Source organism: Rhodococcus sp. YL-1, assembly GCF_001942025.1.
Classification (GTDB): domain Bacteria; phylum Actinomycetota; class Actinomycetes; order Mycobacteriales; family Mycobacteriaceae; genus Rhodococcus_F; species Rhodococcus_F qingshengii.
On sequence record NZ_CP017299.1, the window covers coordinates 4627694 to 4651743 of the forward strand.

The window sequence follows — 24050 nt, forward strand, 5'->3', positions numbered from 1 at the left end:
ACCGTGCTGAAGCACTGACTCGATCTCGAGCACTGCAATGACATGGAGTAGGTCGACTACGAACGTCGACCTACTTTTGTCGTTTCATCGAGTTCTTTCGCCAACAACAACACCCAGCGGCGCGCCGACATCTTCTCAGGAGGCGCAATCCACCTGGTGTCCAACACATCCGAGGCCAAGGGATCGGCGATCCACCCCGCCAAAATCCCCGCGTGTGCAGTGACGGCCCGCGGCGGTTCCTGACCACCGACGTCGAACATCCCGGCGCCGGACTGGATGTACATCGCATCCATGATCTGCGCGATCATGTCCGATGCCCGCAGCACAGACGTACTCCCGGCGCTGTCCGCGTCGACTACCTCGGGGAATCGCTTGACGAGAAGCGCGTGCATCCGCCGCAGCCGGTACAGATCTCGTCGCGCACGTAACCAGGTCTCGAGAAGCACCCACGTGATGCCCAGCGCAATCAGAACACTCGAGGCAGCGATGAACCACACCCCTGCGCCCGTCCAGATATCCGATTCGAGTGCGCCGGTGCCACCGATCGATTCGACAAGCATCACGACGACCACGACGAGCAGGATCGACGAACCGGTCACGATCAACGCGATTCCGCGCCCCAACGGCGCCCACGCAACGTGCCGTAGCCCCGTCGAAATGACAAGGGACAGAGCGACGATGATAAAGATCAGAGCCGGCGCCGGGTAGCCGAAGAGAACCGCGATCGCCACCAGGAGCCCCACCGAGTACAGCACGGTGGCGAGGCCGCGCATAGCCGGACGTGACATCACCGGCCACGCAGACACGGCGCCGACTGCACTGGCCGCAGACAACGCTGTCCACAAGACGATGACGATCATCGCGGCGGCATGCTGCTCCGGCGCAATGCGATCGACGATGTCCCATACCGCCGGCACCATGACCGTCGACGACAATGCGACCGAGAAGCCTGCAAAGACCATCGACATTCGCAACGGCGTCGCGGTGCGCGCGACAACTCGACCCAGTCTCGCGCCGGCTGCAACCCAGACGAGAAGGGCCACAGCCCAAAAGATCATCCGATCGCCTCGTCGTACCGCAACACCGACAGCGGTGTCCCACGGCCACTCATCGTTCGCAGACGCATGATCAACATCGACGCGAACGTCTCGGCTTCCCACTCCGCGATGTCGTCCATCGGCACGGGTTCGTTGCGCCGCAGAGAACGTTGACTCAACATGTAGGCGATCAAATCGTCACTGACCTCGAGCGTCGCCTCGGCGATCTCGGCACCCTCGTGGCGAAACACTATGTGCCCCAACTCATGTGCCAGAGTCCGCTCGACATTGGGTAGTCCGGGAGCCAAAACGATGACGTCGTGGTCGTCGTAGGCCCGGCGCTGACCGCACACTCCGGTGGCGAGAGGGGTTTCCAGATCGATCTCGATCGGGCGCCCACGCTCGCGGGCGACTGTCTGCACCACCGTCAGCAGTGACACTGCCTCCGACGACGCTGCTGCGTCGCATACGGCATCCACCGCGGCCAGAACGCGGCGATGTGAACGTCTGTCCGGCACGACTCACGCACCTCCCTGTGATCCGGGTGCCAGGAATTCGGCACGCGCGGCAGCCAATCGTGCCTTCTGCAGCGATGCTCCGCGGAAAGTCAGTGCTCCCGCACCGGCCGCTACCACTGCCATTCCGCCTACACCGCCGGCGACGGCGGCGGCGTTGAGAATCGGCGGAAGCCCTTGAGTGAACGCCGTCGGAAATGCCTGCGGGTTGTCAGTCGGAGCCGCGACGTTCGGAACGTTCGACGGTACCTGCGGAGCTACGGGTGCGGGTGCGGCCAGAACCTCGGGTGCGGAAGGGGCTGCGACTGCGCCCGGCGCAGCGTTTGCCGGTCCACCGGCAGAGGGTGCAGGCGCTCCGCCGCCCGCTGACGGTCCCTGCGGATCAGACGGTCCAGCCGGCGGAGCCGCTACCGCGGACGACTGCTCGGAACTCGGCTGCGATTCGGAAGGAGACTGTGTCTCGGAGGGTGCTTGGCTCGAAGGACTCTCGGTCTGCGAAGTTGCGTTGGTCGCAGAAGTTGCGTTGGTCGCAGAAGTTGCGTTGGTCGCGGGAGAAGCGCTGCTGCTCGGACGTTGCGACGCCGAAGGGTTGGTCGTGGGCTCAGTCGTGGTCGTGGGCTCAGTCGTCGTGGGCTCAGTCGTGGTCGTGGGCTCAGTCGTCGTGGTCGGCTCAGTCGTGGTCGTCGGCTCAGTTGTGGTCGTCGGCTCAGTCGTCGTGGTCGGCTCAGTCGTCGTGGTCGGCTCAGTCGTCCGTGGTCGGCTCAGTCGTCGTGGTCGGCTCAGTCGTTCGTGGTCGTCGGCTCAGTCGTGGTCGTCGGCTTCAGTCGTCGTCGCTCAGTCGTCGTCGGCTCAGTCGTGGTCGTCGGCTCAGTCGTGGTCGTCGGCTCAGTCGTCGTGGTCGGCTCAGTCGTCGTGGTCGGCTCAGTCGTCGTGGTCGGCTCAGTCGTCGTGGTCGGTGTCGGAATTACGGTCGTGCCGCAGTTGTGACGGTGACAATGCCAGCCATAGTTGCCGTTGCCGTTGTTATTGCCGCCGTTGCCGTTGTGACCGCCACCGTTGCCGTTGTTATTGCCGCCGTTGTTGCCGTAATTGCCGTTTCCATTGCCGTTGTTGCCACCACCGCTGTTGCCGCCAGGTTGGGCGGCGACGATGGCGGGGAAGACCGATACGGCAAGGACGCCGATACCCATCAGGCACATCACAGCAACAAGCATCATCGCTAGCCGTCGTGGCTGGCTCATCGACATTCCTCCCCGACACATACGTCCGACCTGCGGAAAACTGCGGCAGACTCACCGTGCCTATCGCACCGGACACACCCTCGTTACATTTCCGGCAAACATGTATCCGCCCAAGGATCATCCCTCACTTGGAAGCTCAACGGTCCGGATCAGCGGTCGCAATCGTATGAAACGGCGCACACTCAGATCGAATCTTCGCAATTCGGGCAGGCCCTGAAAATGCAGGAAAGGGTCGTTCAACTTTCGTTGAAAGACCCTTTTCGCTGGTACTTCTTGGTGGAGCTGAGGGGAATCGAACCCCTGACCTCTTCGATGCGAACGAAGCGCGCTACCAACTGCGCCACAGCCCCGTGCCACCGCCTCAGCGGTGCTCGGCAACTCTAACAGGAACGAATACTCCCGTTGGAATCACCCGACACGAACTTTCGGCCCGACGAGATCGGCCCAGAAGATCACTGACCGGACGCGCGACGCATCTCGGTGTGCCTGATCTCTTCTTCGTAGTGATCCAGGTGATCGAACACCGGATCTTCGTCGTCGACCTCGAGGACAACCGCTCCTGGCCGACGCAGTCGCGCCGGAATCAGGCGAAGCTCTTCGTCGGTGTGCGATTCGACTCCGAGTCGCGATCGGTTGAGGCGTTCGGTACGACGGCGGCGAATCTCTTGCTCGATCCGAACCTGCCGACGCAAGTACGCCATGTACCCGCCGAGGCCGCACACGGTCAGCGCAAACAACCACCACACCATCGGCGAGATGATCAATGCGAGAGCGCCCGAGAGAATCGCGACGAACGCAAGTCCCAGCAATGTCCGCTGACGGAATGCATACCGCGCCTCCCGGGCGATGGCATCCGCTTCGGGGTCGAATCCGCCTCGGCCGCGCCGAACCGGAACAAATTCTCCGACCGGTGCACGACCGCCGGCGTAGTCGTCTTCTGCGTGAGTGTCCATCTGGTCCTCCGCGTCGTAGCTGCTGCGCACTGGTTCTGGTTGCCAGTTCGGATCGCTTCGATGTCCTGCTGCCGGCCCGCGCTGAACAGGGTTGCTGTCGCCGCGGTGAAGTACTCGAGTCGCGAGTGCCGCGTCACTCGTCTGCCGGATCCTGGGGCGCTTGTTGACAAGCATCGGCACCAGGACGAACAGCCACACGGCCACCAGCCCGATCCACACGAATGAGCTAGGCATGCCGCGGCCTCCTCCCGATCACCTACCAGCACCTATGCCAGCCGTTGACGAGTCAAGGTTAACGGCCGACGCCCTCGCATCGTTGCCGACGCGCCGAACCCCACCATACTCATGTGTCACACGCGTACCGAACTGAACTTCCGGTTCAGTCCCAAAAGTCTCAAGTTCTGGTTGAATCAAAAACCACATTTTCCCGACCGAAAGTAGGACTACTCAGCGGTAACTGCTGTTTAGCTCGCGTTTCTCACGCTTCTGGCGCCGTCTTCGTCACACCCACGAAGCGCGTCCGGACCGGACCAATCTGTCGACGACGGTGGTGGGTACTTCCTCGATGGTCATTCCGACCAGAAGATGATCACGCCATTGGCCGTCGACATCGAGGTAGCGCTTGAGAAGACCTTCCTCCCGGAACCCAACGTTTCGTAGGACTGCGCGACTCGACGCGTTCTCCGGCCGAACAGTGGCCTCCACTCGATGCAGACCGACCTTCGAGAATGCGTGATCGAGTGTGAGTGCAACGGCAGCTGTGGCTACGCCCCCACCGGTCACGTGCGAGGCGACCCAATAGCCCACCCAGGCGGACCGCAGAGCGCCGCGCACCACATTTCCGATGGTGACCTGCCCGCAGTACTTCCCGTCGAGTTCGATCACCAGGGGAAGGATCCTGCCCTTGCGCGCTTCGGAGCGAAGGTTCCCGCACAGGGACGGCCAGACGGTGATGTGGTGGCGAGCATCCCAGGGCGATTCTCCGGTGGGCTCCCACGGCTCGAGGTGCTCGCGATCGCGAATGCGGAGACGACTCCACACAGCAGCGTCACGGAGCTTCACGGGGCGGACGGTCACCACTCCCGCGGGCACTCGCAGCGGGCCGAGATCTTCCGGCCATCCTGGATGGACTGACATCACACCCCACTCGGGTCGGCGTTACCCACGTTGGGCGAGAAAAGCTACGTCGACTTCTTCACCGATGTGCACTTCGGTGACGTCTCGATCGACCAGAACCAAGCAATTGGCTTCCGCCAAGGTCGCGAGGAGATGTGAGGACGCACCGGGCGCACCCCCGAGGGCCTGCACCAGGTACTCCCCTGTCGCTTCGTCACGCATCAGCTGACCACGCAGAAAACCCTTGCGATCGGCAATCGACGTGATCGTTCCCACTGTCCGCGCTTTCACTACTCGCCGCATCGGCTGGCGGCGTCCGAGCGCGATTCTGATCAGCGGGCGAACCATGACTTCGAATACCACCAGTGCGCTGACCGGGTTGGACGGTAGGAGAAAGGTCGGAACCTCGTCCCTTCCCAGCTTTCCGAAGCCTTGCACCGATCCCGGATGCATGGCAACGCGCTCCACCTCGAGTGTCCCCAGGTCGGCAAGCGCCTCACGAACCTCGTCGGACGCTCCGCCGCCCACGGCACCGGCGATGACAACGATTTCCGAGCGAATCAGCTGTCCCTCGACTACTTCGCGAAGACGACGCGAGTCGTTGCCTGCGATTCCCACACGGTTGACGTCGGCGCCGGCATCGCGCGCTGCGGCGGCGAGGGCATACGAATTGACGTCGTAAACCTGGCCAGGCCCCGGCGTGCGATCCACGTCGACGAGTTCTCCACCGACGCTGATGACGGAGAGGCGCGGACGCGGATGGACGAGTACTTTGTCGCGGCCGACCGCGGCAAGCAACCCGACCTGTGCGGCTCCGATGATGGTGCCTGCCCGAACGGCCACGTCGCCCGGCTGGACGTCGTCGCCTGCACGGCGAACGTAATCGCCCGAACGCACCGGCTCGAAGATCCGAACGCGAGCGCGACCACCGTCGGTGTTCTCGAGCGGAAGAACTGCGTCGGCCAGCGTGGGCAACGGCGCGCCGGTGTCGACTCGGACGGCCTGGCGAGGTTGCAAGCGGATCGGTTGGCGTGAGCCCGCCGTCACCTCACCGACCACCGGCAAGCTGAGGTCGGTAGGCTCGCCGTCCTCGCCTCGGAGGTCGGCTCCGGCGCCGGCGACATCGACACTGCGAACCGCGTAACCGTCGATGGCAGCTTGATCGAATCCCGGCAATGGGCGTTCGGTCACCACTTCCTCGGCACACAGCAGTCCCTGCGCCTCCGAGATGGCGACCCGAACCGGACGGGGTGCCACTGCAGCAGCGGTAACCCTGGTCTGCTGCTCCTCAACCGACCGCATCTGGTCCGCGTCCTCCTGTGTCTGGAAATTCGGTGATATCCGTCAGCTCATGATGCCTTGCCGCCGAAAAGGGACAAGCACATTGATACTGCGTTATCGGGCGATCAACCACCGTGGCGACACGCTCAGCGGTCGAGCCGATCCGCGAGCCACTTACGCAAGGACGGGCCGTAATCGTCACTGTCGAGTGCCAGGTCCACCGAAGCGCGGAGGTACCCGCCGGGGTTGCCCAGGTCATGACGCGTTCCGCGGTGCACCACCACGTGAACCGGATGGCCCTCGGAAATCAGGAGAGCGATGGCGTCGGTGAGTTGCAACTCACCGCCGGCTCCCGGCTCGATGCGACGAAGTGCGTCGAAGATCGCACGATCGAGCAGATAGCGACCTGCAGCGGCAAAGGTCGACGGCGCGTCTTCCACAGCCGGCTTCTCGACCATGCCGACGACCTTGAGGACGTCGGGATTGACCGCGTCGGGAACGATCTCGACGTCGAAGACGCCGTAAGCGCTGACTGCGTCTTTCGGGACGTCGATTGCACAGAGAACGGATCCGCCGCGCTTGGCCCGAACTCGCGCCATGATCTCCAGGACGCCACGCGGTAGTACGAGATCATCGGGCAGAAGGACCGCGATGGCATCTTCGTCGTCGTCGAGAACCGACTCGACGCAACCGACTGCATGCCCGAGGCCGAGGGGCTGCTCCTGAATCACGGAGTCGACTTCGAGCAAACCCGGCGCTTTGCGCACCTTCGCCAGGGCAGCGAGTTTTCCGCTTGCTTCCAGCTTGCTTTCGAGCACGAGATCCTCGACGAAGTGGGCAACCACGCCGTCTTTGCCCGGGGACGTCACGATGACGAGCCGCTCGGCTCCCGAGTCCGCAGCTTCACCTGCCACCAGTTCGATACCCGGTGTGTCCACGACCGGCAGCAATTCTTTCGGAACCGTCTTGGTGGCAGGCAGGAAACGCGTACCAAGTCCGGCTGCGGGAACCACGGCCGTACGGAAGGCCCTCGTGCTGCTAGCGACAACGTCTGTCATGCCAACACCTTAGCCGCCGCTTGTTACCGCTCGGTCAGCACGACGAATATCGTTGCGGGGTGACACCTCAGACAAAAGCACAATGGCGACAAATCACACTCGCAGCACGTGATGAAGTCTCCGAGCACACTCGAAACACGGAAACTGCGGCGTTGATCACGCACATACGTTCAGTGATTGTCGACGGCTCGGTCGTCTGTGCGTACGTCCCCACCCGCACCGAACCAGGATCCACCGATTTGCTCGACGCCGTTGCCGAGATCGCTCAGCGTGTACTACTTCCGATCACCGGGGAGCCGGGACCGTTGTCCTGGGTCGAGTACAGCGGCGCGGACGGTTTGCGCTCCGCGAAGTACGGCATTCGGGAGCCTGTCGGACCCGTCCTACCACCGGAAACCCTGTCCGACGTGGAATGCATGCTGATCCCTGCTCTCGCGGTGGATCTTCGTGGAACACGCCTCGGCCGTGGCGCAGGCTTCTACGACCGGACGCTCGGGTCGGTCGGACCACAGACTCGGCTCGTGGCAATTGTCAGAGACTCCGAACTCGTCGAGGCCTTGCCTGCCGACGACCACGACATTCCCATGGGCTGGGCATTGACGCCGCGCGGCGGCCTCACGCAACTCAAAGGCGATTGATCTGCGGGAATAGATCCCTGATTAGCGCTGTTGGCACTGTCACTTGTAGAGTGCTAAAGGCTGCGGTGTAAATACGCGGCTGCTCGAACATCACAGTGCGGAGGAAGCCCGGTGCCCACCTACTCATACGCATGTACGGAATGTGACAACCGTTTCGACATCGTCCAGTCCTTCAGCGAAGATTCGCTGACGGTCTGCCCAGCTTGCTCAGGCAAGCTCCGCAAGCTGTTCAACTCTGTTGGCATCGTGTTCAAGGGCAGCGGCTTCTACCGCACCGACAGCCGCGGCGGCTCCGGGACTGCGAGCGAGCCGGCCAAGAGCGATTCGGCACCCGCTGCGAAGTCCGAGTCCAAGTCGGACTCCTCTTCGACATCGAGTTCGTCGACCAGCACGCCGGCGCCCGCAAAGGCTGCCGCGAGCTGATTTCCACAACCTCCGGGTTGTCCACAGGTTCACATTGTCAGGGCCGGAAGCACCGCTTCCGGCCCTAACGTGCATGAATGCCGTCAGCACGTTCTCGCTCGCCGAGGCGCTCCGATCCACTGCGCGCCCAACTCGATCTCAGCCCGAGCACCTTCGATCGCGTCGTCGAACTGACACGGGGCACACGATTCCGCACGGCGACAGTCCGTAAGATCGCAGCCGTTGTCCTCGCCACACTCGGCGTTGTTCTCTTCTTTCGAGGCGATCCCGCGACCGATACGGTCGCCGTAGTTGTCTCGAGCCGCGATCTCACTCCGGGGCAGGTGATTGCGGATTCGGATGTCGAGATGCGAGAGATCGACTCGAAACAACTTCCCGAAGGAGTTGTCTCCGACACCGACCTGGTGGTCGGAAGAACCGTTGCCGGCCCGATTCGCTCCGGAGAAACCGTCACCGACGTGCGCGTTCTCAGCCCACGGCTGGCCGGGTTGTCGGTAGGAACCGACGACGCCCGCATCGTCCCCGTCCGATTGGCCGATGCGGCCGTCGCGGACATGTTGCGCAGCGGGGACGTCGTCGACGTCCTGACCGTCGGCCCTGACACATCCCGCCCAGACACGCCCCACCCCGACACACCCAACGAATCAGTTGCAGACAAGGCCCCACAAATTCTTGCGGCAGGAGCGGTAGTCGCGTTGGTCACCACATCGGAAAGTACACGTAACCAGCAGGAACAGGTGATTTTGCTGGCCCTGCCGACACCAGCAGCCAACGTCGTAGCCGCGGCATCTCTGTCCAATGCGATCACCGTGACATTCCGCTGACCGCACAAAGCGTCCGAAGCTCCTCTAGGATTTTTCCAGTCGGTTCGGTATCAACGGACCATCTGGCACTTGCCATCGGAGACTCGAGGGGACACCGACATGCTCAAGGGATTCAAGGACTTCCTGCTTCGCGGAAACGTGCTCGACCTGGCCGTCGCAGTGGTCATCGGCGCGGCCTTCACCGCCATCGTGACTGCCTTCACCAGCAATATCATCAACCCACTTGTCGCTTCGATTGGCGGAGCCAACGAATACGGGTGGGGCATTCAGCTGACGGGTGACTCCGCTGAGACGTTCCTGAACTTCGGTGCGGTCGTCACCGCGATCATCAACTTCATCATCATCGCAGCGGTCGTCTACTTCGTGCTGATCGTCCCTGCGAATGCGGCGAAGAAGAAGTTCGTCTCCGAGCCAGAGGACAAGGAAGCCAGCGAAACCGATCTGCTCATCCAGATCCGCGACATCCTCTCGGCCAATGCCGGTGGCGCCGACACGGGAGCGCACGCCAAGACTCTCGAATAGGCAGTGCCCACAGATCAAATCAGGCCCTCGGACAATTGTCCGGGGGCCTGATTTACTTCTCAACCCCCGTGGTGCGGGGGCCGCTGACTGCGCAGCCAGTCGTCGTCCGAGGACCGCGAGGATCCCTCGGGACCCCGCTCGTCCGACGTCGTCTCGGGAAAGACGTCCCCGAAGATGCGCGCCAGGCGCTTCTTGTCGACTGACGGCTTCTTCGGGGTATCTCGTTGCTCCGACAAGCTGTCTCAGCCCTCGAGGCTGGAGAGCTCGGCGATCACGTGACTCGCCAAAGCCGTCAGGGTTGCCATGCCGTCGCGAATTGCCGGCCTGGTCGACGCCAGATTGGCGACCACGGTACTTCCCGAAACTCCGACGAGGCCGCGGGACAAGCCTGCTTCGAGCGATCCGGCCGAAAGACCGGAAGCACGAAGTGCTTCGGCAATTCCCGGGATCTCGCGATCGAGAACCTCAGCGGTCACGTCAGGAGTGACGTCACGCGGGGATACCCCGGTACCGCCGACCGAGATGACGAGGTCGACGCCACCGATGACTGCGGTGTTGAGAGCGTTGCGGATCTCCACTTCGTCGGCGGCGACGGCGACCGTCGCATCGACGAGAAAACCCGCTTCGTTCAGCAGTTCCGTGACCAGTGGACCGATGGAGTCGGTGTTGTCGCCGTGGGCTGTGCGATCGTCGACGATGACGACCAGAGCGCGGCCGGCCGATGTGGCTTCGAGTTCCATGACTCCTACCGTAGTGTCCGATCCCGACGCCGTTGCGATCTGGCCGAAGATCGGGTCGATCGTCTGCTGATCGCCGAACATCATCGACCGCCCTGCGCTGCCGCGGTTCCCAACGTGACGTCGACGGTCTTGGTCTGCCCGCCGTCGCTGTACGTGATCGAGACCTTGTCGCCGGGAGCATGTGAACGCACTGCCGCGATCAGCGAATCACCATCTGCGACAACACGATCGTCGACCTTGGTGATGACTGCACCCTTCGGGATACCGGCCTTGGCGGCCGGCCCGTCAGCAGTGACATCCATGACGGTTGCGCCGTCGGCGTTGTCCTGCGACGGCACGGTCACGCCGATCATGGCCTGAGTCGCCTTGCCGGTCTTGATCAGTTCGTCGGCGACGCGGCGTGCCTGATCGATCGGGATGGCGAAACCGAGGCCGATCGAACCGCCTTGGGTACCCGACGACGCTCCGAGCGAGGCGATCGCCGTGTTGATGCCGATCAGCTGGCCGTCCATGTTGACGAGGGCGCCACCGGAGTTGCCGGGGTTGATCGCTGCGTCGGTCTGCAGAGCGTCGATGACGGTGTTCTGGTTGCCGGACTCGCCGCTCGTGGACACCGGGCGATCGAGTGCGGAGATGATGCCTTCGGTGACCGTGCCGGCCAGGCCGAGTGGGGACCCGACGGCAACCACCTGCTGTCCGACCTGGACGTCGCCGGAGTTGCCGAGATCGATGGGGGTGAGGTCGTTTCGACCGTCGACCTTGATGACGGCGATGTCGGAGACGGGGTCGGCACCGACAAGGGTGGCCGAGGCCTTGGTTCCGTCGGAGAACGCAACGCGAAGTTGCGCTCCCTGTGCGCCGGCAACGTGGTTGTTGGTCAGGATCAGACCGTCGGAGGACAGGATGACACCGGAGCCCTCACCGCCCTGTCCCTGCGCGGTGGCTACCTCGATCTGCACGACGCTCGGCACGACCTTCGAGGCAACGGCCTGAACCGAGCCGGCGGGAGCGTTGGACGTGTTGGTCGCAGTGGGCTTCGGAGCGTTCAGAGAGTTGGTGACCGTCGCGGTTCCACCGTTGCGGTCCGCGACGACGGCGCCGACCACGCCACCGACACCACCACTGACCAGGACCAGGGCGAGAGCGCCGGCAACCAGCGCCATGCGTCCCGACTTCGGCTTGGTGGTGGTCGAACCGGAGTTCGGCCCCTGCAGCGGTGCGGGGATCTGGTTGTGGCCGACGCCCGGGCCGTTCGGACCGCCGGGGCCACCAGGGTTGGGTGCGCCGTACGGGGCGCTCTGCTGGTACGCGGCCTCATGGGCACCGTGCGGGTGGCCGAAAGCCTGCGTGGGCTGCTGCTGTGCCTGCCCGAAGGCTTCGGCGGGTCGGGCGAACGACTCGGTCGGCTGGTACGGCTGCTGAGGCGCCTGCCCCTGAGGCTGCTGCGGCGGCACGGGAGGCTGGGCCTGAGGTGCCGTCGGCTGTGCCTGAGGTGCTGTCGGCTGCGCCTGGGTGGTGGGCTCGCTGTTGGGCTGCTCGGGCCGGGTCGGCCCGACGTTACGGTCCTCGGTCATCGGCTCGCTTTCGTCTACGGTGACCACCGGACGGGCAGTCACAACTGTTCTGCCGACAATGCTGCCTTGCGCTGCTGAGAAGGCGCTGAGACGTGCCTGTCACTTTACCCAGAGTTCGACGTGAAAAACCGGTGTTGTCGGTTCGGCCCGAAAGACTTTCGGGCCGAACGCATTAAGCCGTGACGTCAGTCACCGAAGCGCGGGACCAAACGGGTCTACAGAACACGCTACTCGGCACTCGGCCCCGGTTCACCGGGAAGCACGATACGAACAAGCGCTCCCCCACGATCGGATTCGTCGATCGCGATGGTGCCGCCGTGCTTGACGACGACCTGACGCACAATCGCAAGTCCCAGACCCGATCCCGGCATCGAACGTGCCGCAGTCGACCGGTAGAAACGATCGAACACCAACTCCCGATCCTCCTCCGGAATGCCAGGTCCCGCATCACTTACGGTCAATTCCAACAATCCTTGACCCACCGGTCGCATTTCGACGCGTACCTGTTCGCCCTTCGGACTCCACTTCGCAGCGTTGTCGAGGACGTTCAGCACGGCACGCGACAGGCCCGCTTGATCTCCGTAGACGTACCACGGAGTGGTGACCGCCTCGAACTCGATTTCGTTGCGCCTGCGCCGCGCTCGTTCGAGCGCACGCTCGACGACGTCGCTGACGTCGACGCGCTCGTACACGGTTTCGGGTGCGTCTTCACGGGCCAGGTCGACGAGGTCGCCGACCAGAGTCGAGAGTTCCTCGATCTGCGCGACGACGTCGGCACGAAGTTCTGCCATGTCCTCGTCGGGAATCTGCGGCGCACCGGGGCGACTGGACGCGATCAGCAATTCCATGTTGGTGCGCAACGAAGTCAACGGCGTCCGCAACTCGTGTCCGGCGTCCGCGACGAGGCGCGACTGACGCTCACGGGACTCGGCGAGCGCCCGCAGCATCGTGTTGAAACTCTCTGTCAGGCGCGCCAATTCGTCGCTGCCGGTAACGGGGATCTGCGTCAGATCGTCGGTCCGAGCGACTCGTTCGGTGGCAGCAGTCAGCCTGGCAATAGGTCGTAAACCGGTGCGGCCCACGGTAGTACCCGCCACCGCCGCAAGTATGACGCCACACCCGCCGACCACGAAGAGCACCCAGGCCAGACGGTCCAGTACCGCAACGGTCGGCGCGAGCCGCTGACCGATCACCAAAGTGCTTCCGTCATGGGTTCGTTGAGCCAGCACTCGCTGACCGTCGACGGTTCGCAGCGAGGAATCCGATTCGCCACGCGCTACGGCGTCTTCGGCTTCACCGATCGGCACGTCGGAACCGGGCGGCTGGTACGTGCTCAGGTCCGAGAAGATCAGGGCCACACTGATGTCGGTGGTGTACAGCGTCGCACCGGAGATGTAGCGAGGATCGAATCGCACGACATTGCTGTCGATCAGCACCGCTGCCCTGGTACGCAACTGGTGATCGACGTCCGCGTAGAGCGCACGCGAAACCACCGCGTAGGCAGCGATCGCCATGACTGCGACGGCAATGGCCACCACCGACGCGGCGAGCAGCGTCACACGCCAACGCAATGACACCGAACGGGTCAGTGGCATCGGCGGGCGCATTTCGACGGACGCTTGGGTGGTGGAGGATTTCTTCGGTTCGGCGTTCTTGCCGAACGGAGCGGTGATCACGGAGGCGTCTCCCGCAGGACGTATCCGACTCCGCGGACGGTGTGGATCAACCTCGGTTCGCCGTCGGCTTCCGTCTTGCGACGCAGGTAGCCGACATACACCTCGAGGGCATTGCCGGACGTCGGGAAGTCGTATCCCCACACTTCTTCGAGAATGCGTCCACGGGTCAGCACGCGGCGTGGGTTGGCCATGAGCATTTCGAGGAGGGAGAACTCGGTGCGCGTCAGGCTGATCGATCGCTCTCCGCGCTTGACCTCACGGGTGACCGGGTCGAGGGTGAGGTCCTCGAACGCCATCATTTCGGAATCGGCGTCCAGATCGGGCGCGGTGCGGCGAAGTAGTGCACGCAACCTGGCAAGCAACTCTTCCAAAGCGAAGGGCTTGGGCAGGTAGTCGTCCGCTCCGGCATCGAGACCGGCCACTCGCTCGCTGACCGAATCGCGGGCGGTGAGCACGAGGATGGGCAGGTCGTCGCCGGCACTGCGAAGACGACGGCACACTTCGAGTCCGTCGAGTCGCGGCATCATGACGTCGAGCACGACGGCGTCGGGCCGGTTGGCGAGGATCTTCTCGAGTGCGTCGAGTCCGTCGACCGCGAGCTCGACCGTGTAGCCGTTGAAGCTGAGCGACCGCCGAAGCGACTCGCGAACCGCCCGGTCGTCGTCGACCACCAAAATACGCATACCGACAGTTTGGACTGAAGTGCTGAGATGCGGCTGAGAGGGTCCGATTCCGGCCTCCGGCGTGTCGCGGTCAGTCCCGGGTTCGCCTCGGCCCGGGCAGGCTCCAATGACGCCATAACGCAAGCAGTCTGAACACCGCGGCGAACGCTGTGCCGCACACCAGCGCGGCGTTGGTGGACAGTCCGGCTTGCGAGACTGTGACCACCAACGCAGCGCCGAGCAGTGCGGGAACCGCGTACAGGTCCTTGTGCAGGAGCAGTGGCACCTCGTTGACGAGAACGTCGCGGATCACGCCGCCGCCGATCGCCGCGGTCGCACCGATCAACGTCGCCGCCAGCGAACTGGCGTTGTTGTCCAGCGCGATGACGGCGCCGGTGCTCGCGAACAAGCCCATCCCCAGTGCGTCGAGCGCCAGGATTTCACGACGCAGTCGATTGAGCGGCTCGTGGAGGTAGAACACGGCGAGTGAGGTGGCGGCGGCCGTTCCGAAGTACGGCCAACTGCTCAGAGAGCTGGGCGGATGGACGCCGAGGAGAACGTCGCGGACGATACCGCCGCCGATGCCGGTGAACACACCCACCGAGCACACCCCGAAGATGTCGAGTCGCTTGGTGACGCCCACCAGGGCACCCGAGGCCGCGAACGCCACGATGCCCACCAGTTCGAGGATCCTCAGCAGCACCGGCCAAGGATCGCACGGTCAGATGCGGCTCGGGTCGATCACCCCGAGCCGAACTGCTTTGACCAGTCGCCGAGGGACTCGGTGGGTCTGGCCGAAGGCCGTGACCTCGACCAGATCGGGCGCCGTCGCCTTCCACTGGGCACGACGGCTGCGAGTGTTGGAACGGGACATCTTCCGCTTGGGAACGGCCATCAGAGTGCCTTGCGCTTTCCGTAGCGCCGCTCGAACTTCTCGACGCGTCCGGCGGTGTCCATCACACGTTGCGCTCCGGTCCAGAACGGGTGAGAGTCGCTCGTGACGTCGACGACCAGCAGCGGGTACGTGCCACCATCTTCCCATTCGACGGTGCGCTCACTCGTCACGGTCGATCGGGTCAGGAAGCTCTTGCCGGTGCTGGCGTCCTGGAAGACCACCGGGTGGTAGTCGGGGTGCATCTGCTTCTTCATTCGTTTCCCTCTCGCGTTGATTCGGTTTCGGCATAAGGTGATTCGGATTCGTCACACGGGTCTTCGTGAAACTCGCCGAACGGGTCTTCCCACGTTGCCCACGACGCTTCATCCGCCAATTCGTCGTCGGTGACCAAGGCGTGCTGCAGTGTTCGGTCGATCTCGAGCGGGTTCGCACCGCACGTCAGAACGACCATCGAGGTGTCGCGATCACCGAAACGCTCGTCCCATTTCAGGGCCGCGAGTGCACGGCGTTCAGCTGGAACGCGGTCTCGTTCCTCCGGCGTCATCGCGGCAAGCCAGGTGTCCGCGCTGGCAACTCGCAGGCCACCGCCCGCCGATTCGAGCCAGAGCGCTTCACCCGGTTGCGTTGCCACCCAGACTCGTCCGCGGGAGTACACGACGCCTTCGAGCAGGACGTCGATCGCCTCGTGCAGACGACCGGGGTGGAACGGCCGGTTCGCGGTGAACTCGACGAGCATCACTCCGCCGTCGTCGTCGAGCGGCGGCTGGCGACGCAACAGCGGTGAGTGAGCGTCGGCCAGTTCACCGCGTCGCGCATCCGCAGGCACCTCGAGGAGCAGTGCCTCGATGTCGTCTCCCTCATCGAAGACGGGTACCCGTGGAGCGATGCGCGCGAGAACCGCATTCAAGCGGGACCGCTGCCAGCCGTCGAGCGCATCGGACCCGCGTAGGACGAGCGCGTCGGCGAAGTCGACCTGCCCGACGACGACCTGAGCCAGGGTGCGGTCGTCGTCGAGAGCTTCGTCGCCGGTGGCGTCTGCCAGCCAGGTCGCCGCGTCGATGCACGTCACGACGGCGTCGACGCGGACGTCCCGCTGCGCCGGTCCGTCCAGTTGGCCGACGACGCCGGTCACGACGACGTGCTCGATCGCCCAGCACAGCGCCTCGGGCTCGAGTTGCCGGTCCAACAGCAACACGATCCGCTGCACCGAACTGTGCGAGTGAAGCCGGCGCAGGAGCGGCAGCAAGTCTTCGCGCAGGGTGCAGGAGACGCAGCCGTGCGCGAGCTCGAGGATCGTCTCGCGCTCGGACACAGTGCCGGCAGACCCGGCACTCCCGGTCATCGAGGTGACCGTCCGCCGGACCACCCCTTCACGGACGTGGCTCAGGTCGTGGTGGACCAGAACAGTTCCGGTTCGCAGCAACGCTCGTGCGGTGTGTGGGGTGGATTCGCTCATGCCGGCGACCAGGACCAGCGGAGTCCTGCCGTCCAAGATCGTGTTCACAGCGGGCCTTTCTGGGAATGATTGTCATTACCGAGGTTGAACGGTACATTGATCTCACCGCATTGTCGAAAATGATTGTCATCTGCAAGTTGAAAGGAACACCCATGTCGGCTCACTGCCAAGTGACCGGACGTGTGCCGGGGTTCGGAAAATCCGTCTCGCACTCTCACAAGCGTTCGAACCGTCGCTGGAACCCGAACATCCAGCGCAAGACCTACCTCCTGCCCAGCGAGGGGCGTCGCATCACACTCACGCTCTCGACCAAGGGCATCAAGACGATCGACCGCGACGGCATCGAATCCGTCGTCGCCCGGATCCGCGCGCGCGGCGAGAAGGTCTGAGCAGATGGCACGCAACGAGATCCGCCCGATCGTGAAACTCAAGTCCACCGCGGGCACCGGGTACACGTACGTGACCCGCAAGAACCGTCGTAACGACCCCGATCGACTCGTACTGAAGAAGTACGACCCGGTGCTGCGAAAGCACGTCGATTTCCGAGAAGAGAAGTAGGCATGGCCAAGAAGTCGAAGATCGCGAAGAACAACCAGCGACGGGTCGTCGTCGAGCGGTACGCGGAGCAGCGGTCCGCTCTCAAGGAGACGATCCGCTCCCCGAAAAGCTCGGCAGAGGAGCGCGCGAAGGCCCAAGCGACCCTGCAACGTCTACCACGCGACGCCAGTCCGGTACGATTGCGCAATCGAGACGCTGCGGATGGACGTCCGCGCGGCCACCTGCGGAAGTTCGGGCTCTCCCGGATTCGCGTGCGAGAAATGGCGCACCGTGGGGAACTGCCTGGCGTACACAAGTCGAGCTGGTAAGGAAGTCGGATGGCAGTCAAGCGTTCACCGTCGAAGAAGCCACGCCCCGTAGAGGGTCGTAAGCCCAAGAAGAACCCGTTGTTCGCAGCGAAGATCACGCATGTCGATTACAAGGACATCAACTTGCTTCGCACGTTCATCTCGGACCGCGGCAAGATCCGCAGCCGTCGCGTCACGGGCCTGACCCCGCAGCAGCAGCGTCAGGTCGCCGTTGCAGTGAAGAACGCACGCGAAATGGCGTTGCTCCCCTTCACCGCCGCACGGTAGTCATACGTGCTCGGTAGTCACACGTAGAAGTACCGAAGAGGTCGCGCAGTCACTCGACTGCGCGGCCTTTTTGTTGCCCTGACTAAGATTTTCCCGAAGTCGTTCATTCCAGTCGAGAGGTGCCCGCAGCGTGTCGGGAGTTGTTGCGGGTTTCACCGTAATTTTTGTTGTCATCGCGGTCGGGTATCTCCTCGGCCGTCTCGGCACCCTCGGTAGCCAAGGACAGTTCGTTCTCGGTCGACTCGTCTTCTTCGTCGCGACGCCTGCCCTGCTGTTCACCACCCTCGCGTCGTCCGATCTTTCGGTGATCTTCTCGCCGACGCTCGCCGTTGCGTCGGCTACTGCCTTTGCCGTCGGCGCTCTGTACGTCGTCGTCGCAAAGATCTGGCTCAACCGGCCGCTACCCGAACTGACCATCGGCGCGCTGTCGGCTTCGTACGTGAATTCAGCCAACCTCGGAATCCCGATCGCGGTGTTCGTGCTCGGCGATGCCACGTTCGTCGCGCCGCTCCTGCTCTTCCAGATCGTCGTGTACTCCCCGATCGCCTTGACGATCCTCGATCTGACGGCCCTTCGCGGCACGGATGCCGAGAAGCTCTCGTTGATCGACACCGTCACCGCCCCGTTCAAGAATCCGATCGTGCTCGCGGGCGCTGCGGGGTTGATCGTCGCGTTGATCGGTTGGGTACCGCCCCGGCCGCTGATGCAGCCTTTCGAATTGATCGGCGCGACGTCGGTACCCGGTGCGCTGTTGGCATTCGGGCTCTCGCTCTACGGCGTGCGGGTGCTGGAGAAAGGCTCGAGTCCACGCCGCGACGTCGCGCTGGCGTCGACGCTCAAGATCGTGGTCCAACCTGTGCTGGCCTATCTGATGGCGCATTTCCTCCTCGGCATCGACGGTCATCAGTTGTTCGCCATCGTGGTCGTCTCGACGTTGCCGACGGCGCAGAACGTCTTCATCTACGCAAGCCGCTATCGGCGCGGAATGGTCCTCGCCCGAGACAGTGCCTTTGTCACCACTTTGGCGTCAATTCCCGCAATTGCGCTGGTCACAGCGCTACTCGCTTGAGCAGGGTTACGGTGGATTCATGCGTGTACTAACCCTCGCCGTTCTGGCCTGCCTTGCTGTGGCCGGATGCTCCGTCGGGGCCCAGACCACGGGGCCGGTTGCCGCACCGAATCCGATGGCGGCCAACGAAGCAAGTCCCGCCGACTGGTCGCTCGGAACCCCCGTTCCCGACGAGGTCGACGACAGCGAGATGGGCACGGAGTTCGACAGCCGCACCGACATCGTGGGTGCGACGGCCACGATGTTCGAATCGTGGTCCGAGGTCGACGATCACACGGTGGCCGTCCACTTCGTGACCGGCACTCCGGAGTGCTACGGCGCGTACGCAACCGTCGAAGAGACCGATACGACGGTGATCGTCACGCTCCGAACCGGAGCATTGCCGGAGGCCGCGGACAAGATGTGCATCTTGGTTGCCGTGTTCGGCAGCCTGGACGTTCCGCTGAGCCGACCGCTCGGCGATCGTCACGTCATCAACGGCTAGCTGCGCGCCTAAACGGCACAAGTTCGACGATCGAACACGCCGTTTCGTCAGGTGTGGTGTGCGTCTCCTCGGGACAGACTGAAAACCGACACCCGTTCACTCGCTCGTCGGCAGCTTTCGACTCGAGCGGTGCTCAACATGAAGGAGCTCGCAAGTGCCTACTCTCCAGAGAGACGTTGCAATCGTCGGCGCCGGCCCCTCTGGCCTGGCAGCTGCAACCGCGCTGCGCAAGGCCGGTTTGACCGTCGCTGTAATCGAAGCGCGCGACCGCGTCGGCGGCCGCACGTGGACCGACACCATCGACGGAGCAGTTCTGGAAATCGGCGGCCAGTGGGTCTCCCCCGACCAGACCGCGCTGATCTCCTTGCTCGACGAACTCGGCCTGAAAACTTTCGAGCGCTACCGCGAGGGCGAGTCCGTCTACATCTCGTCGGCAGGTGAGCGGACGCAGTACACGGGCGATTCCTTCCCCACGAACGACACCACGAAGAAGGAGATGGACCGTCTCATCGACGAGATGGACGATCTCGCAGCACAGATCGGCGCCGAGGAACCGTGGGCACATCCCCTCGCCCGCGATCTCGACACAGTCTCCTTCAAGCAGTGGCTGATCAATCAGTCCGACGACGCCGAGGCACGTGACAACATCGGTCTTTTCATTGCCGGTGGCATGCTCACCAAGCCCGCCCACTCGTTCTCTGCCCTGCAGGCCGTACTCATGGCCGCTTCCGCAGGCTCGTTCTCCCACCTCGTCGACGAGGACTTCATCCTCGACAAGCGAGTGATCGGCGGAATGCAGCAGGTATCGATCCGCATGGCAGAGGCCCTCGGCGACGACCTCTTCCTCAACGCACCCGTGCGAACGGTGAAGTGGAACGAATCCGGTGCAACGGTGTTGGCGGACGGCGATGTTCGCGTCGAGGCAAGCCGAGTGATCCTGGCCGTACCGCCCAACCTCTACTCCCGGATCTCGTACGATCCCCCGCTGCCGCGTCGTCAGCACCAGATGCACCAGCACCAGTCCCTCGGCCTCGTCATCAAGGTGCACGCGGTGTACGAGACGCCTTTCTGGCGCGAAGCCGGCCTCTCCGGCACCGGCTTCGGCGCGTCCGAAGTAGTGCAGGAGGTGTACGACAACACCAACCACGAGGACGATCGCGGCACCCTGGTCGCTTTCGTCTCCGACGAGAAGGCCGACGCGATGTTCGAGCTTTCCGTCGAGGAGCGTAAGGCCACGATTCTGGCCTCACTTGCCCGCTATCTCGGCCCGAAGGCCGAAGAGCCGGTTGTGTACTACGAATCCGACTGGGGCTCGGAGGAGTGGACCCGCGGTGCGTACGCAGCGAGCTTCGACCTCGGAGGCCTGCACCGCTACGGCGCGGATTCCCGCACGCCCGTCGGCCCGATTCACTTCTCGTGCTCCGACATTGCGGCCGAGGGGTACCAGCACGTCGACGGTGCCGTTCGGATGGGTCAGCGAACCGCAGCCGACATCATCGCTCGCAGCAAGGCCTGACGGCCGCTTTGCCAAGTCTCGATCATTGCCCGGCAGTCACGATTGCCGGGCAATGATCGAGAGCAGTAGTTCGGCCCGAACCCTGGCCACTTCCAGCCGACAGTCGATCAGGCTCTCCACCTTCGCCATTCGGCTCCGCAGTGTGTGCCGGTGAACGCCCATCGTGATGGCGGCCGCTTCCCAGTGTCCGTTGGCCTCGAGAAATGCCCGCAGCGACGCCAGCAGTTCGGTGCCGTTGTCACGGTCGTAGTCCTCGATCGGTGTGATCATCGTTTCCGCCAGCGTGTTGAGCACTTCACGCGTCGAATCGAAAGACAGCAGCACACTTCCGGTCAGAGCTGCGAATTCCAAAGGCTCGCCACCGATTTCCGCCGCCGACGCACACAGCTGGGACTGTTCGACGGCGACCGCCAGCGCAGCGACCACCCGTCGCGCGCTCAAGCCGACACGAAGCGCGCGAAGATCCGACCTCGATACCCCGCCGAGCAGCTCTCGGGCGAACTCGACGTCGTCGGTTCCACGCAGCAGCACCGTGACGCGAGTGTCGTTGATCCGCGAGAACAACTGCCGCCCTGCCTTGTTCATGAACTCGGCAATCTCGGCTCCGACGCGTCCCGCTACGTCGGACGTGTCGGCAAGAACTGTCAATCCTCGGATCATTCCCTCGCCGTCGGCGGCCTGCCTGATCTGTTGCCACGCCGGCGCCGGGTCGCGATCCTCGGTGAGCAGCAGCCCGAGGGCGTGCGAATTCAACTGATCCTGAGTAGCACGCAGGCGCGCAGGTTTCTCGAAGTCCAACGCCAACAACGAGTTCGCGTGACCGAGCAGTATCTGATCGACGTAGCTGAGCGCCGAAGCACTGATCACCGCCAGGTATCCGTACGGCGTTCGCCCGACGCTGATCTGCTGCACCGCGATCGACGCTCCAGACCTTGCGAGCGTCACGCTACTGGAGGCACCGCCCCCGAGAGTTGCTCGCAGTTCGTCGATCACGTCGTCCGTCGGCAGTTGAGGTGAGCTCTCGAGAACTCTTCCGGCGACGTCGAGAAGAAGCACCGTCGCCGAAGTCGCGATCGCCAGTTCACGCACGGTCGCAGCCGTTCCGCCGGAAATGACGGCACGCGTCATTCGCGGTTGCGCCCGCGACGCCCGGAGGACAGCTTCATATTCCTGCTCTGCCAACCGGCTCATCACACGCTTGACGACGGCAGCAAAAGGCGTCGGCAGCGGCACCTCGATCAGCGGGAGTCCGATCTCGTCGGCGACGGCCACCAGATCGGCCGGGACCTCGGGGTACGAGAGCCCGGTTCCGAATCCCACCGCCGCCACACCTGCCGCGTCGAGCATTCGGAGATAGCGGCCGCGCTTTTGCTGAGTGGACGGCAATCGGATGCCGGTGGTGAGGATGAATTCGCCGCCGGTCAACCACCGGAAAGGGTCGAGCAACTCCGTGGCGTGCGCAAATGTGATTTCGCGACCGACGCCCTGGGCGCCGCCTTTGAGTTCCAGCGCGAGGTCCGGCTGCGCCAACATCCACCGCACAGCGATCGTCATGGGCTGGACTGTACAACTCGGCGCGTCGGCGATCAAAGATTTCACCTTTTTGGCAGCTGCCTTTACTTGTGAGTCAGCGCACACTTGCTCACACACGCCCCACAAAGTGCGAGTTCCGTGCTGATCACCTCGGCCGGAACTCGTTCGACCTCGAGAGGAACCGGTACCGATGTCGATCGTCGTACTCGAGAACTACATCAACGGTGAATTCGTCGCCTCAGCCGCGACGGAAACACTCGACCTGATCAACCCCGTGGACGAGAGTGTGGTCGGGCGTACGCCGGTCTCCACGAAGGAAGACGTCGACGCCGCCGTCGAAGCCGCACAGAGAGCATTCGAGACCTGGGGCAAGACGACGCCGAGCGTGCGGCAGGCTGCACTCCTCAAGCTCGCCGACGCCATCGAAGCGCACAGCGACGAAATCGTCGCAGCCGAAAGTGCCAACACCGGCCAGGCCCACCAGATGATCGCCGACGAAGAGGTCAAGGTCGGAGCCGATCAGATGCGGTTCTTCGCCGGAGCCGCACGACTTCTCGAGGGCAAGGCGGCCGGAGAGTACATGGAGGGTTTCACCTCCTACGTCCGTCGTGAACCGATCGGCGTCGTCGGCCAGGTCACTCCCTGGAACTACCCGTTCATGATGGCGCTGTGGAAGATCGGGCCCGCCCTCGCGGCCGGCAACACGATCGTCCTCAAGCCCAGCGACACCACACCGGGCAGCACGCTGGTCCTGGCGAAGCTCTCGAAGGGCATCCTGCCGGACGGTGTGTTCAACGTCGTGCTCGGCAACGGCGGAACCGGCGCGACGTTGGTGGAGAACCCGGCCCTCGGTCTCGTCTCGATCACCGGTTCGGTGCGGGCAGGCATCGCTGTCGCCGTGTCCGCAGCACAGCAGCTCAAGCGCGCGCACCTCGAACTGGGCGGCAAAGCGCCGGCGATCGTCTTCGGCGACGTCGACATCGAGAAGACCGCCACCGGCATCGCCGAGGCAGCGTTCTTCAACGGCGGCCAGGATTGCACCGCGGCCACTCGCGTGATCGTTCACGAGTCCATCCACGATCAGCTCGTCGAAGCCCTCGTCCGGAACGCCGAGAAGCTGCGCCCCGGAGCGCCTTCCGATCCTGATGCCTTCTACGGCCCGCTCAACAACATCAATCACTTCAACGCCGTGAGCGACAAGATCGCGAACCTGCCGGCGTCGGCCAAGATCGTTACCGGCGGAAAGCGTTCGGGCGAAACCGGATTCTTCTTCGAGCCGACCGTCATCACCGGCGTCGCGCAATCGGACGACATCGTGCAGGAAGAGACTTTCGGTCCTATCCTCACAGTCCAGAGCTTCTCCGACGAGAAGGAGGCGATCACGCTTGCCAACGACGTTCGGTTCGGCCTGGCCTCGAGCATCTGGACCAAGGATCACGGTGTCACGCAACGCGTCTCCGCTGCTCTCGACTTCGGTGCGGTGTGGATCAACTGCCACATCCCGCTCGTCGCCGAAATGCCGCACGGCGGCTTCAAGTATTCCGGTTACGGCAAGGATCTCTCGGCCTACGGAGTCGAGGACTACACCCGTCTCAAGCACGTCATGAGTTCGCACGACTGAGTCGCCGCCCCTCCTGCTGTGCGCCTTTATCAACCCCCCGCGGTTAATAAAGGCGCACAGCAGATTCCTCCAATCCGGAAAAG

Annotated in this window: 29 protein-coding genes and 1 tRNA gene; 12 read left to right on the forward strand and 18 right to left on the reverse strand. The window is 63.7% G+C overall.

The features are described from left to right. Nucleotides 1-56: 56 nt before the first annotated feature. The 8 genes from BH682_RS21295 to BH682_RS21335 all read right to left on the reverse strand — a co-directional run bounded on the left by BH682_RS21295 (nt 57) and on the right by BH682_RS21335 (nt 7201). Nucleotides 57-1058, reverse strand: a complete 1002-nt coding sequence (locus BH682_RS21295; RefSeq protein ID WP_003946245.1) for a hypothetical protein — start codon at nt 1056-1058, stop codon at nt 57-59. Then, complete coding sequence (locus tag BH682_RS21300) at nt 1055-1555, reverse strand: ImmA/IrrE family metallo-endopeptidase (protein ID WP_003946241.1); 501 nt, start codon at nt 1553-1555, stop codon at nt 1055-1057. The genes BH682_RS21295 and BH682_RS21300 overlap by 4 nt, the downstream gene beginning before the upstream one ends. Nucleotides 1556-2331: 776 nt before the next feature. Then, entirely contained in the window at nt 2332-2793 is a 462-nt protein-coding gene (locus BH682_RS36430) for a hypothetical protein (RefSeq protein WP_198174629.1), read from the reverse strand. Nucleotides 2794-3067: 274 nt separating this feature from the next. Next, nucleotides 3068-3143: transfer RNA gene (locus BH682_RS21315), tRNA-Ala, on the reverse strand. A gap of 102 nt (nt 3144-3245) precedes the next feature. After that, entirely contained in the window at nt 3246-3980 is a 735-nt protein-coding gene (gene sepX / locus BH682_RS21320) for a divisome protein SepX/GlpR (RefSeq protein WP_007727521.1), read from the reverse strand. 267 nt (nt 3981-4247) lie between these two features. Beyond that, entirely contained in the window at nt 4248-4883 is a 636-nt protein-coding gene (locus BH682_RS21325; protein WP_007727523.1) for a GNAT family N-acetyltransferase, read from the reverse strand. A gap of 21 nt (nt 4884-4904) precedes the next feature. Next, complete coding sequence (gene glp / locus BH682_RS21330; RefSeq protein ID WP_003946353.1) at nt 4905-6164, reverse strand: molybdotransferase-like divisome protein Glp; 1260 nt, start codon at nt 6162-6164, stop codon at nt 4905-4907. A gap of 125 nt (nt 6165-6289) precedes the next feature. Beyond that, complete coding sequence (locus tag BH682_RS21335; RefSeq protein WP_003946415.1) at nt 6290-7201, reverse strand: UTP--glucose-1-phosphate uridylyltransferase; 912 nt, start codon at nt 7199-7201, stop codon at nt 6290-6292. A gap of 59 nt (nt 7202-7260) precedes the next feature. Between BH682_RS21335 and BH682_RS21340 the strand changes: the two genes are divergently transcribed. The 4 genes from BH682_RS21340 to mscL all read left to right on the forward strand — a co-directional run bounded on the left by BH682_RS21340 (nt 7261) and on the right by mscL (nt 9608). Then, nucleotides 7261-7839 carry a 5-formyltetrahydrofolate cyclo-ligase gene (locus BH682_RS21340; protein ID WP_007727530.1) on the forward strand — a complete coding sequence of 193 codons (579 nt, stop codon included), beginning with the start codon at nt 7261-7263 and terminating at the stop codon, nt 7837-7839. A 111-nt stretch (nt 7840-7950) separates the two neighbouring features. Further along, on the forward strand, nt 7951-8262 hold the full coding sequence (locus BH682_RS21345) for an FmdB family zinc ribbon protein (protein WP_003946378.1): 312 nt from the start codon (nt 7951-7953) through the stop codon (nt 8260-8262). Between the two features lie 77 nt (nt 8263-8339). Continuing rightward, nucleotides 8340-9086, forward strand: coding sequence for an SAF domain-containing protein (locus tag BH682_RS21350; RefSeq protein WP_047272494.1), 747 nt, complete (start codon nt 8340-8342; stop codon nt 9084-9086). A 99-nt stretch (nt 9087-9185) separates the two neighbouring features. Further along, a complete protein-coding gene (mscL, locus tag BH682_RS21355; protein WP_030536328.1) occupies nt 9186-9608 on the forward strand; it encodes a large conductance mechanosensitive channel protein MscL in 423 nt (140 codons plus the stop codon). Nucleotides 9609-9667: 59 nt separating this feature from the next. On the opposite strand, the gene BH682_RS36435 is transcribed toward mscL, so the two are convergent. The 9 genes from BH682_RS36435 to mrf form a co-directional block, all read right to left on the reverse strand. Next, nucleotides 9668-9844 carry a hypothetical protein gene (locus tag BH682_RS36435; protein ID WP_165639126.1) on the reverse strand — a complete coding sequence of 59 codons (177 nt, stop codon included), beginning with the start codon at nt 9842-9844 and terminating at the stop codon, nt 9668-9670. Between the two features lie 6 nt (nt 9845-9850). Beyond that, nucleotides 9851-10348 carry a MogA/MoaB family molybdenum cofactor biosynthesis protein gene (locus BH682_RS21360; RefSeq protein WP_176720912.1) on the reverse strand — a complete coding sequence of 166 codons (498 nt, stop codon included), beginning with the start codon at nt 10346-10348 and terminating at the stop codon, nt 9851-9853. An 80-nt stretch (nt 10349-10428) separates the two neighbouring features. Then, complete coding sequence (locus BH682_RS21365; protein ID WP_075835413.1) at nt 10429-11922, reverse strand: S1C family serine protease; 1494 nt, start codon at nt 11920-11922, stop codon at nt 10429-10431. A gap of 227 nt (nt 11923-12149) precedes the next feature. Beyond that, entirely contained in the window at nt 12150-13529 is a 1380-nt protein-coding gene (locus BH682_RS21370; RefSeq protein WP_020908630.1) for a HAMP domain-containing sensor histidine kinase, read from the reverse strand. Between the two features lie 65 nt (nt 13530-13594). Next, nucleotides 13595-14281 (reverse strand): response regulator transcription factor, encoded by a 687-nt coding sequence (locus BH682_RS21375; RefSeq protein ID WP_003946387.1) that lies wholly within the window; start codon nt 14279-14281, stop codon nt 13595-13597. A gap of 70 nt (nt 14282-14351) precedes the next feature. Then, nucleotides 14352-14963 (reverse strand): trimeric intracellular cation channel family protein, encoded by a 612-nt coding sequence (locus BH682_RS21380; RefSeq protein WP_003946409.1) that lies wholly within the window; start codon nt 14961-14963, stop codon nt 14352-14354. Between the two features lie 18 nt (nt 14964-14981). After that, complete coding sequence (rpmF, locus tag BH682_RS21385; RefSeq protein WP_007727540.1) at nt 14982-15155, reverse strand: 50S ribosomal protein L32; 174 nt, start codon at nt 15153-15155, stop codon at nt 14982-14984. Beyond that, nucleotides 15155-15409: a type B 50S ribosomal protein L31 gene (locus tag BH682_RS21390; RefSeq protein ID WP_003946367.1), complete on the reverse strand. Its 255-nt coding sequence runs from the start codon at nt 15407-15409 to the stop codon at nt 15155-15157. Before BH682_RS21390 ends, rpmF begins: the two co-directional genes overlap by 1 nt. Continuing rightward, the gene (gene mrf, locus BH682_RS21395) at nt 15406-16659 is read right to left on the reverse strand and encodes a ribosome hibernation factor-recruiting GTPase MRF (RefSeq protein WP_003946410.1); all 1254 of its coding nucleotides are present in this window, start codon (nt 16657-16659) and stop codon (nt 15406-15408) included. The genes BH682_RS21390 and mrf overlap by 4 nt, the downstream gene beginning before the upstream one ends. A 104-nt stretch (nt 16660-16763) precedes the next feature. Between mrf and rpmB the strand changes: the two genes are divergently transcribed. The 7 genes from rpmB to BH682_RS21430 all read left to right on the forward strand — a co-directional run bounded on the left by rpmB (nt 16764) and on the right by BH682_RS21430 (nt 20813). Continuing rightward, nucleotides 16764-17000, forward strand: coding sequence for a 50S ribosomal protein L28 (rpmB, locus tag BH682_RS21400; RefSeq protein ID WP_003946346.1), 237 nt, complete (start codon nt 16764-16766; stop codon nt 16998-17000). 4 nt (nt 17001-17004) lie between these two features. Continuing rightward, entirely contained in the window at nt 17005-17169 is a 165-nt protein-coding gene (rpmG, locus tag BH682_RS21405; RefSeq protein WP_003946358.1) for a 50S ribosomal protein L33, read from the forward strand. A gap of 2 nt (nt 17170-17171) precedes the next feature. After that, nucleotides 17172-17477 (forward strand): 30S ribosomal protein S14, encoded by a 306-nt coding sequence (gene rpsN / locus BH682_RS21410; RefSeq protein WP_003946379.1) that lies wholly within the window; start codon nt 17172-17174, stop codon nt 17475-17477. A 9-nt stretch (nt 17478-17486) separates the two neighbouring features. Continuing rightward, nucleotides 17487-17744: a 30S ribosomal protein S18 gene (gene rpsR, locus BH682_RS21415; RefSeq protein ID WP_003946414.1), complete on the forward strand. Its 258-nt coding sequence runs from the start codon at nt 17487-17489 to the stop codon at nt 17742-17744. A 130-nt stretch (nt 17745-17874) separates the two neighbouring features. After that, nucleotides 17875-18813 (forward strand): AEC family transporter, encoded by a 939-nt coding sequence (locus BH682_RS21420; RefSeq protein WP_054828132.1) that lies wholly within the window; start codon nt 17875-17877, stop codon nt 18811-18813. Between the two features lie 19 nt (nt 18814-18832). Next, a complete protein-coding gene (locus tag BH682_RS21425) occupies nt 18833-19297 on the forward strand; it encodes a hypothetical protein (RefSeq protein WP_007727550.1) in 465 nt (154 codons plus the stop codon). Between the two features lie 154 nt (nt 19298-19451). Next, a complete protein-coding gene (locus BH682_RS21430) occupies nt 19452-20813 on the forward strand; it encodes a flavin monoamine oxidase family protein (RefSeq protein WP_075834044.1) in 1362 nt (453 codons plus the stop codon). A gap of 36 nt (nt 20814-20849) precedes the next feature. Here BH682_RS21430 and BH682_RS21435 read toward each other — a convergent pair whose 3' ends face one another. Further along, the gene (locus tag BH682_RS21435; protein ID WP_003946355.1) at nt 20850-22367 is read right to left on the reverse strand and encodes a PucR family transcriptional regulator; all 1518 of its coding nucleotides are present in this window, start codon (nt 22365-22367) and stop codon (nt 20850-20852) included. Nucleotides 22368-22536: 169 nt separating this feature from the next. On the opposite strand from BH682_RS21435, the gene BH682_RS21440 reads away from it, so the two are divergent. Further along, nucleotides 22537-23967, forward strand: a complete 1431-nt coding sequence (locus BH682_RS21440) for a gamma-aminobutyraldehyde dehydrogenase (protein ID WP_003946421.1) — start codon at nt 22537-22539, stop codon at nt 23965-23967. The last annotated feature ends 83 nt before the right edge of the window (nt 23968-24050 follow it).

Bases quoted from the DNA above. Each gene is read 5' to 3' on its own strand.
- rpmB (WP_003946346.1), top strand. From the start codon at position 16,764: ATGTCGGCTCACTGCCAAGTGACCGGACGTGTGCCGGGGTTCGGAAAA.
- BH682_RS21350 (WP_047272494.1), top strand. From the start codon at position 8,340: ATGCCGTCAGCACGTTCTCGCTCGCCGAGGCGCTCCGATCCACTGCGC.
- BH682_RS21365 (WP_075835413.1), bottom strand. From the start codon at position 11,922: ATGACCGAGGACCGTAACGTCGGGCCGACCCGGCCCGAGCAGCCCAAC.
- BH682_RS21335 (WP_003946415.1), bottom strand. From the start codon at position 7,201: ATGACAGACGTTGTCGCTAGCAGCACGAGGGCCTTCCGTACGGCCGTG.
- mscL (WP_030536328.1), top strand. From the start codon at position 9,186: ATGCTCAAGGGATTCAAGGACTTCCTGCTTCGCGGAAACGTGCTCGAC.
- sepX (WP_007727521.1), bottom strand. From the start codon at position 3,980: ATGCCTAGCTCATTCGTGTGGATCGGGCTGGTGGCCGTGTGGCTGTTC.
- BH682_RS21325 (WP_007727523.1), bottom strand. From the start codon at position 4,883: ATGTCAGTCCATCCAGGATGGCCGGAAGATCTCGGCCCGCTGCGAGTG.
- BH682_RS21435 (WP_003946355.1), bottom strand. From the start codon at position 22,367: ATGACGATCGCTGTGCGGTGGATGTTGGCGCAGCCGGACCTCGCGCTG.
- glp (WP_003946353.1), bottom strand. From the start codon at position 6,164: ATGCGGTCGGTTGAGGAGCAGCAGACCAGGGTTACCGCTGCTGCAGTG.
- BH682_RS21295 (WP_003946245.1), bottom strand. From the start codon at position 1,058: ATGATCTTTTGGGCTGTGGCCCTTCTCGTCTGGGTTGCAGCCGGCGCG.
- rpsN (WP_003946379.1), top strand. From the start codon at position 17,172: ATGGCCAAGAAGTCGAAGATCGCGAAGAACAACCAGCGACGGGTCGTC.
- BH682_RS21440 (WP_003946421.1), top strand. From the start codon at position 22,537: ATGTCGATCGTCGTACTCGAGAACTACATCAACGGTGAATTCGTCGCC.
- BH682_RS21390 (WP_003946367.1), bottom strand. From the start codon at position 15,409: ATGAAGAAGCAGATGCACCCCGACTACCACCCGGTGGTCTTCCAGGAC.
- rpsR (WP_003946414.1), top strand. From the start codon at position 17,487: ATGGCAGTCAAGCGTTCACCGTCGAAGAAGCCACGCCCCGTAGAGGGT.
- rpmF (WP_007727540.1), bottom strand. From the start codon at position 15,155: ATGGCCGTTCCCAAGCGGAAGATGTCCCGTTCCAACACTCGCAGCCGT.
- BH682_RS21360 (WP_176720912.1), bottom strand. From the start codon at position 10,348: ATGGAACTCGAAGCCACATCGGCCGGCCGCGCTCTGGTCGTCATCGTC.
- rpmG (WP_003946358.1), top strand. From the start codon at position 17,005: ATGGCACGCAACGAGATCCGCCCGATCGTGAAACTCAAGTCCACCGCG.
- BH682_RS21375 (WP_003946387.1), bottom strand. From the start codon at position 14,281: ATGCGTATTTTGGTGGTCGACGACGACCGGGCGGTTCGCGAGTCGCTT.
- BH682_RS21370 (WP_020908630.1), bottom strand. From the start codon at position 13,529: ATGCGCCCGCCGATGCCACTGACCCGTTCGGTGTCATTGCGTTGGCGT.
- BH682_RS36430 (WP_198174629.1), bottom strand. From the start codon at position 2,793: ATGAGCCAGCCACGACGGCTAGCGATGATGCTTGTTGCTGTGATGTGC.
- BH682_RS21425 (WP_007727550.1), top strand. From the start codon at position 18,833: ATGCGTGTACTAACCCTCGCCGTTCTGGCCTGCCTTGCTGTGGCCGGA.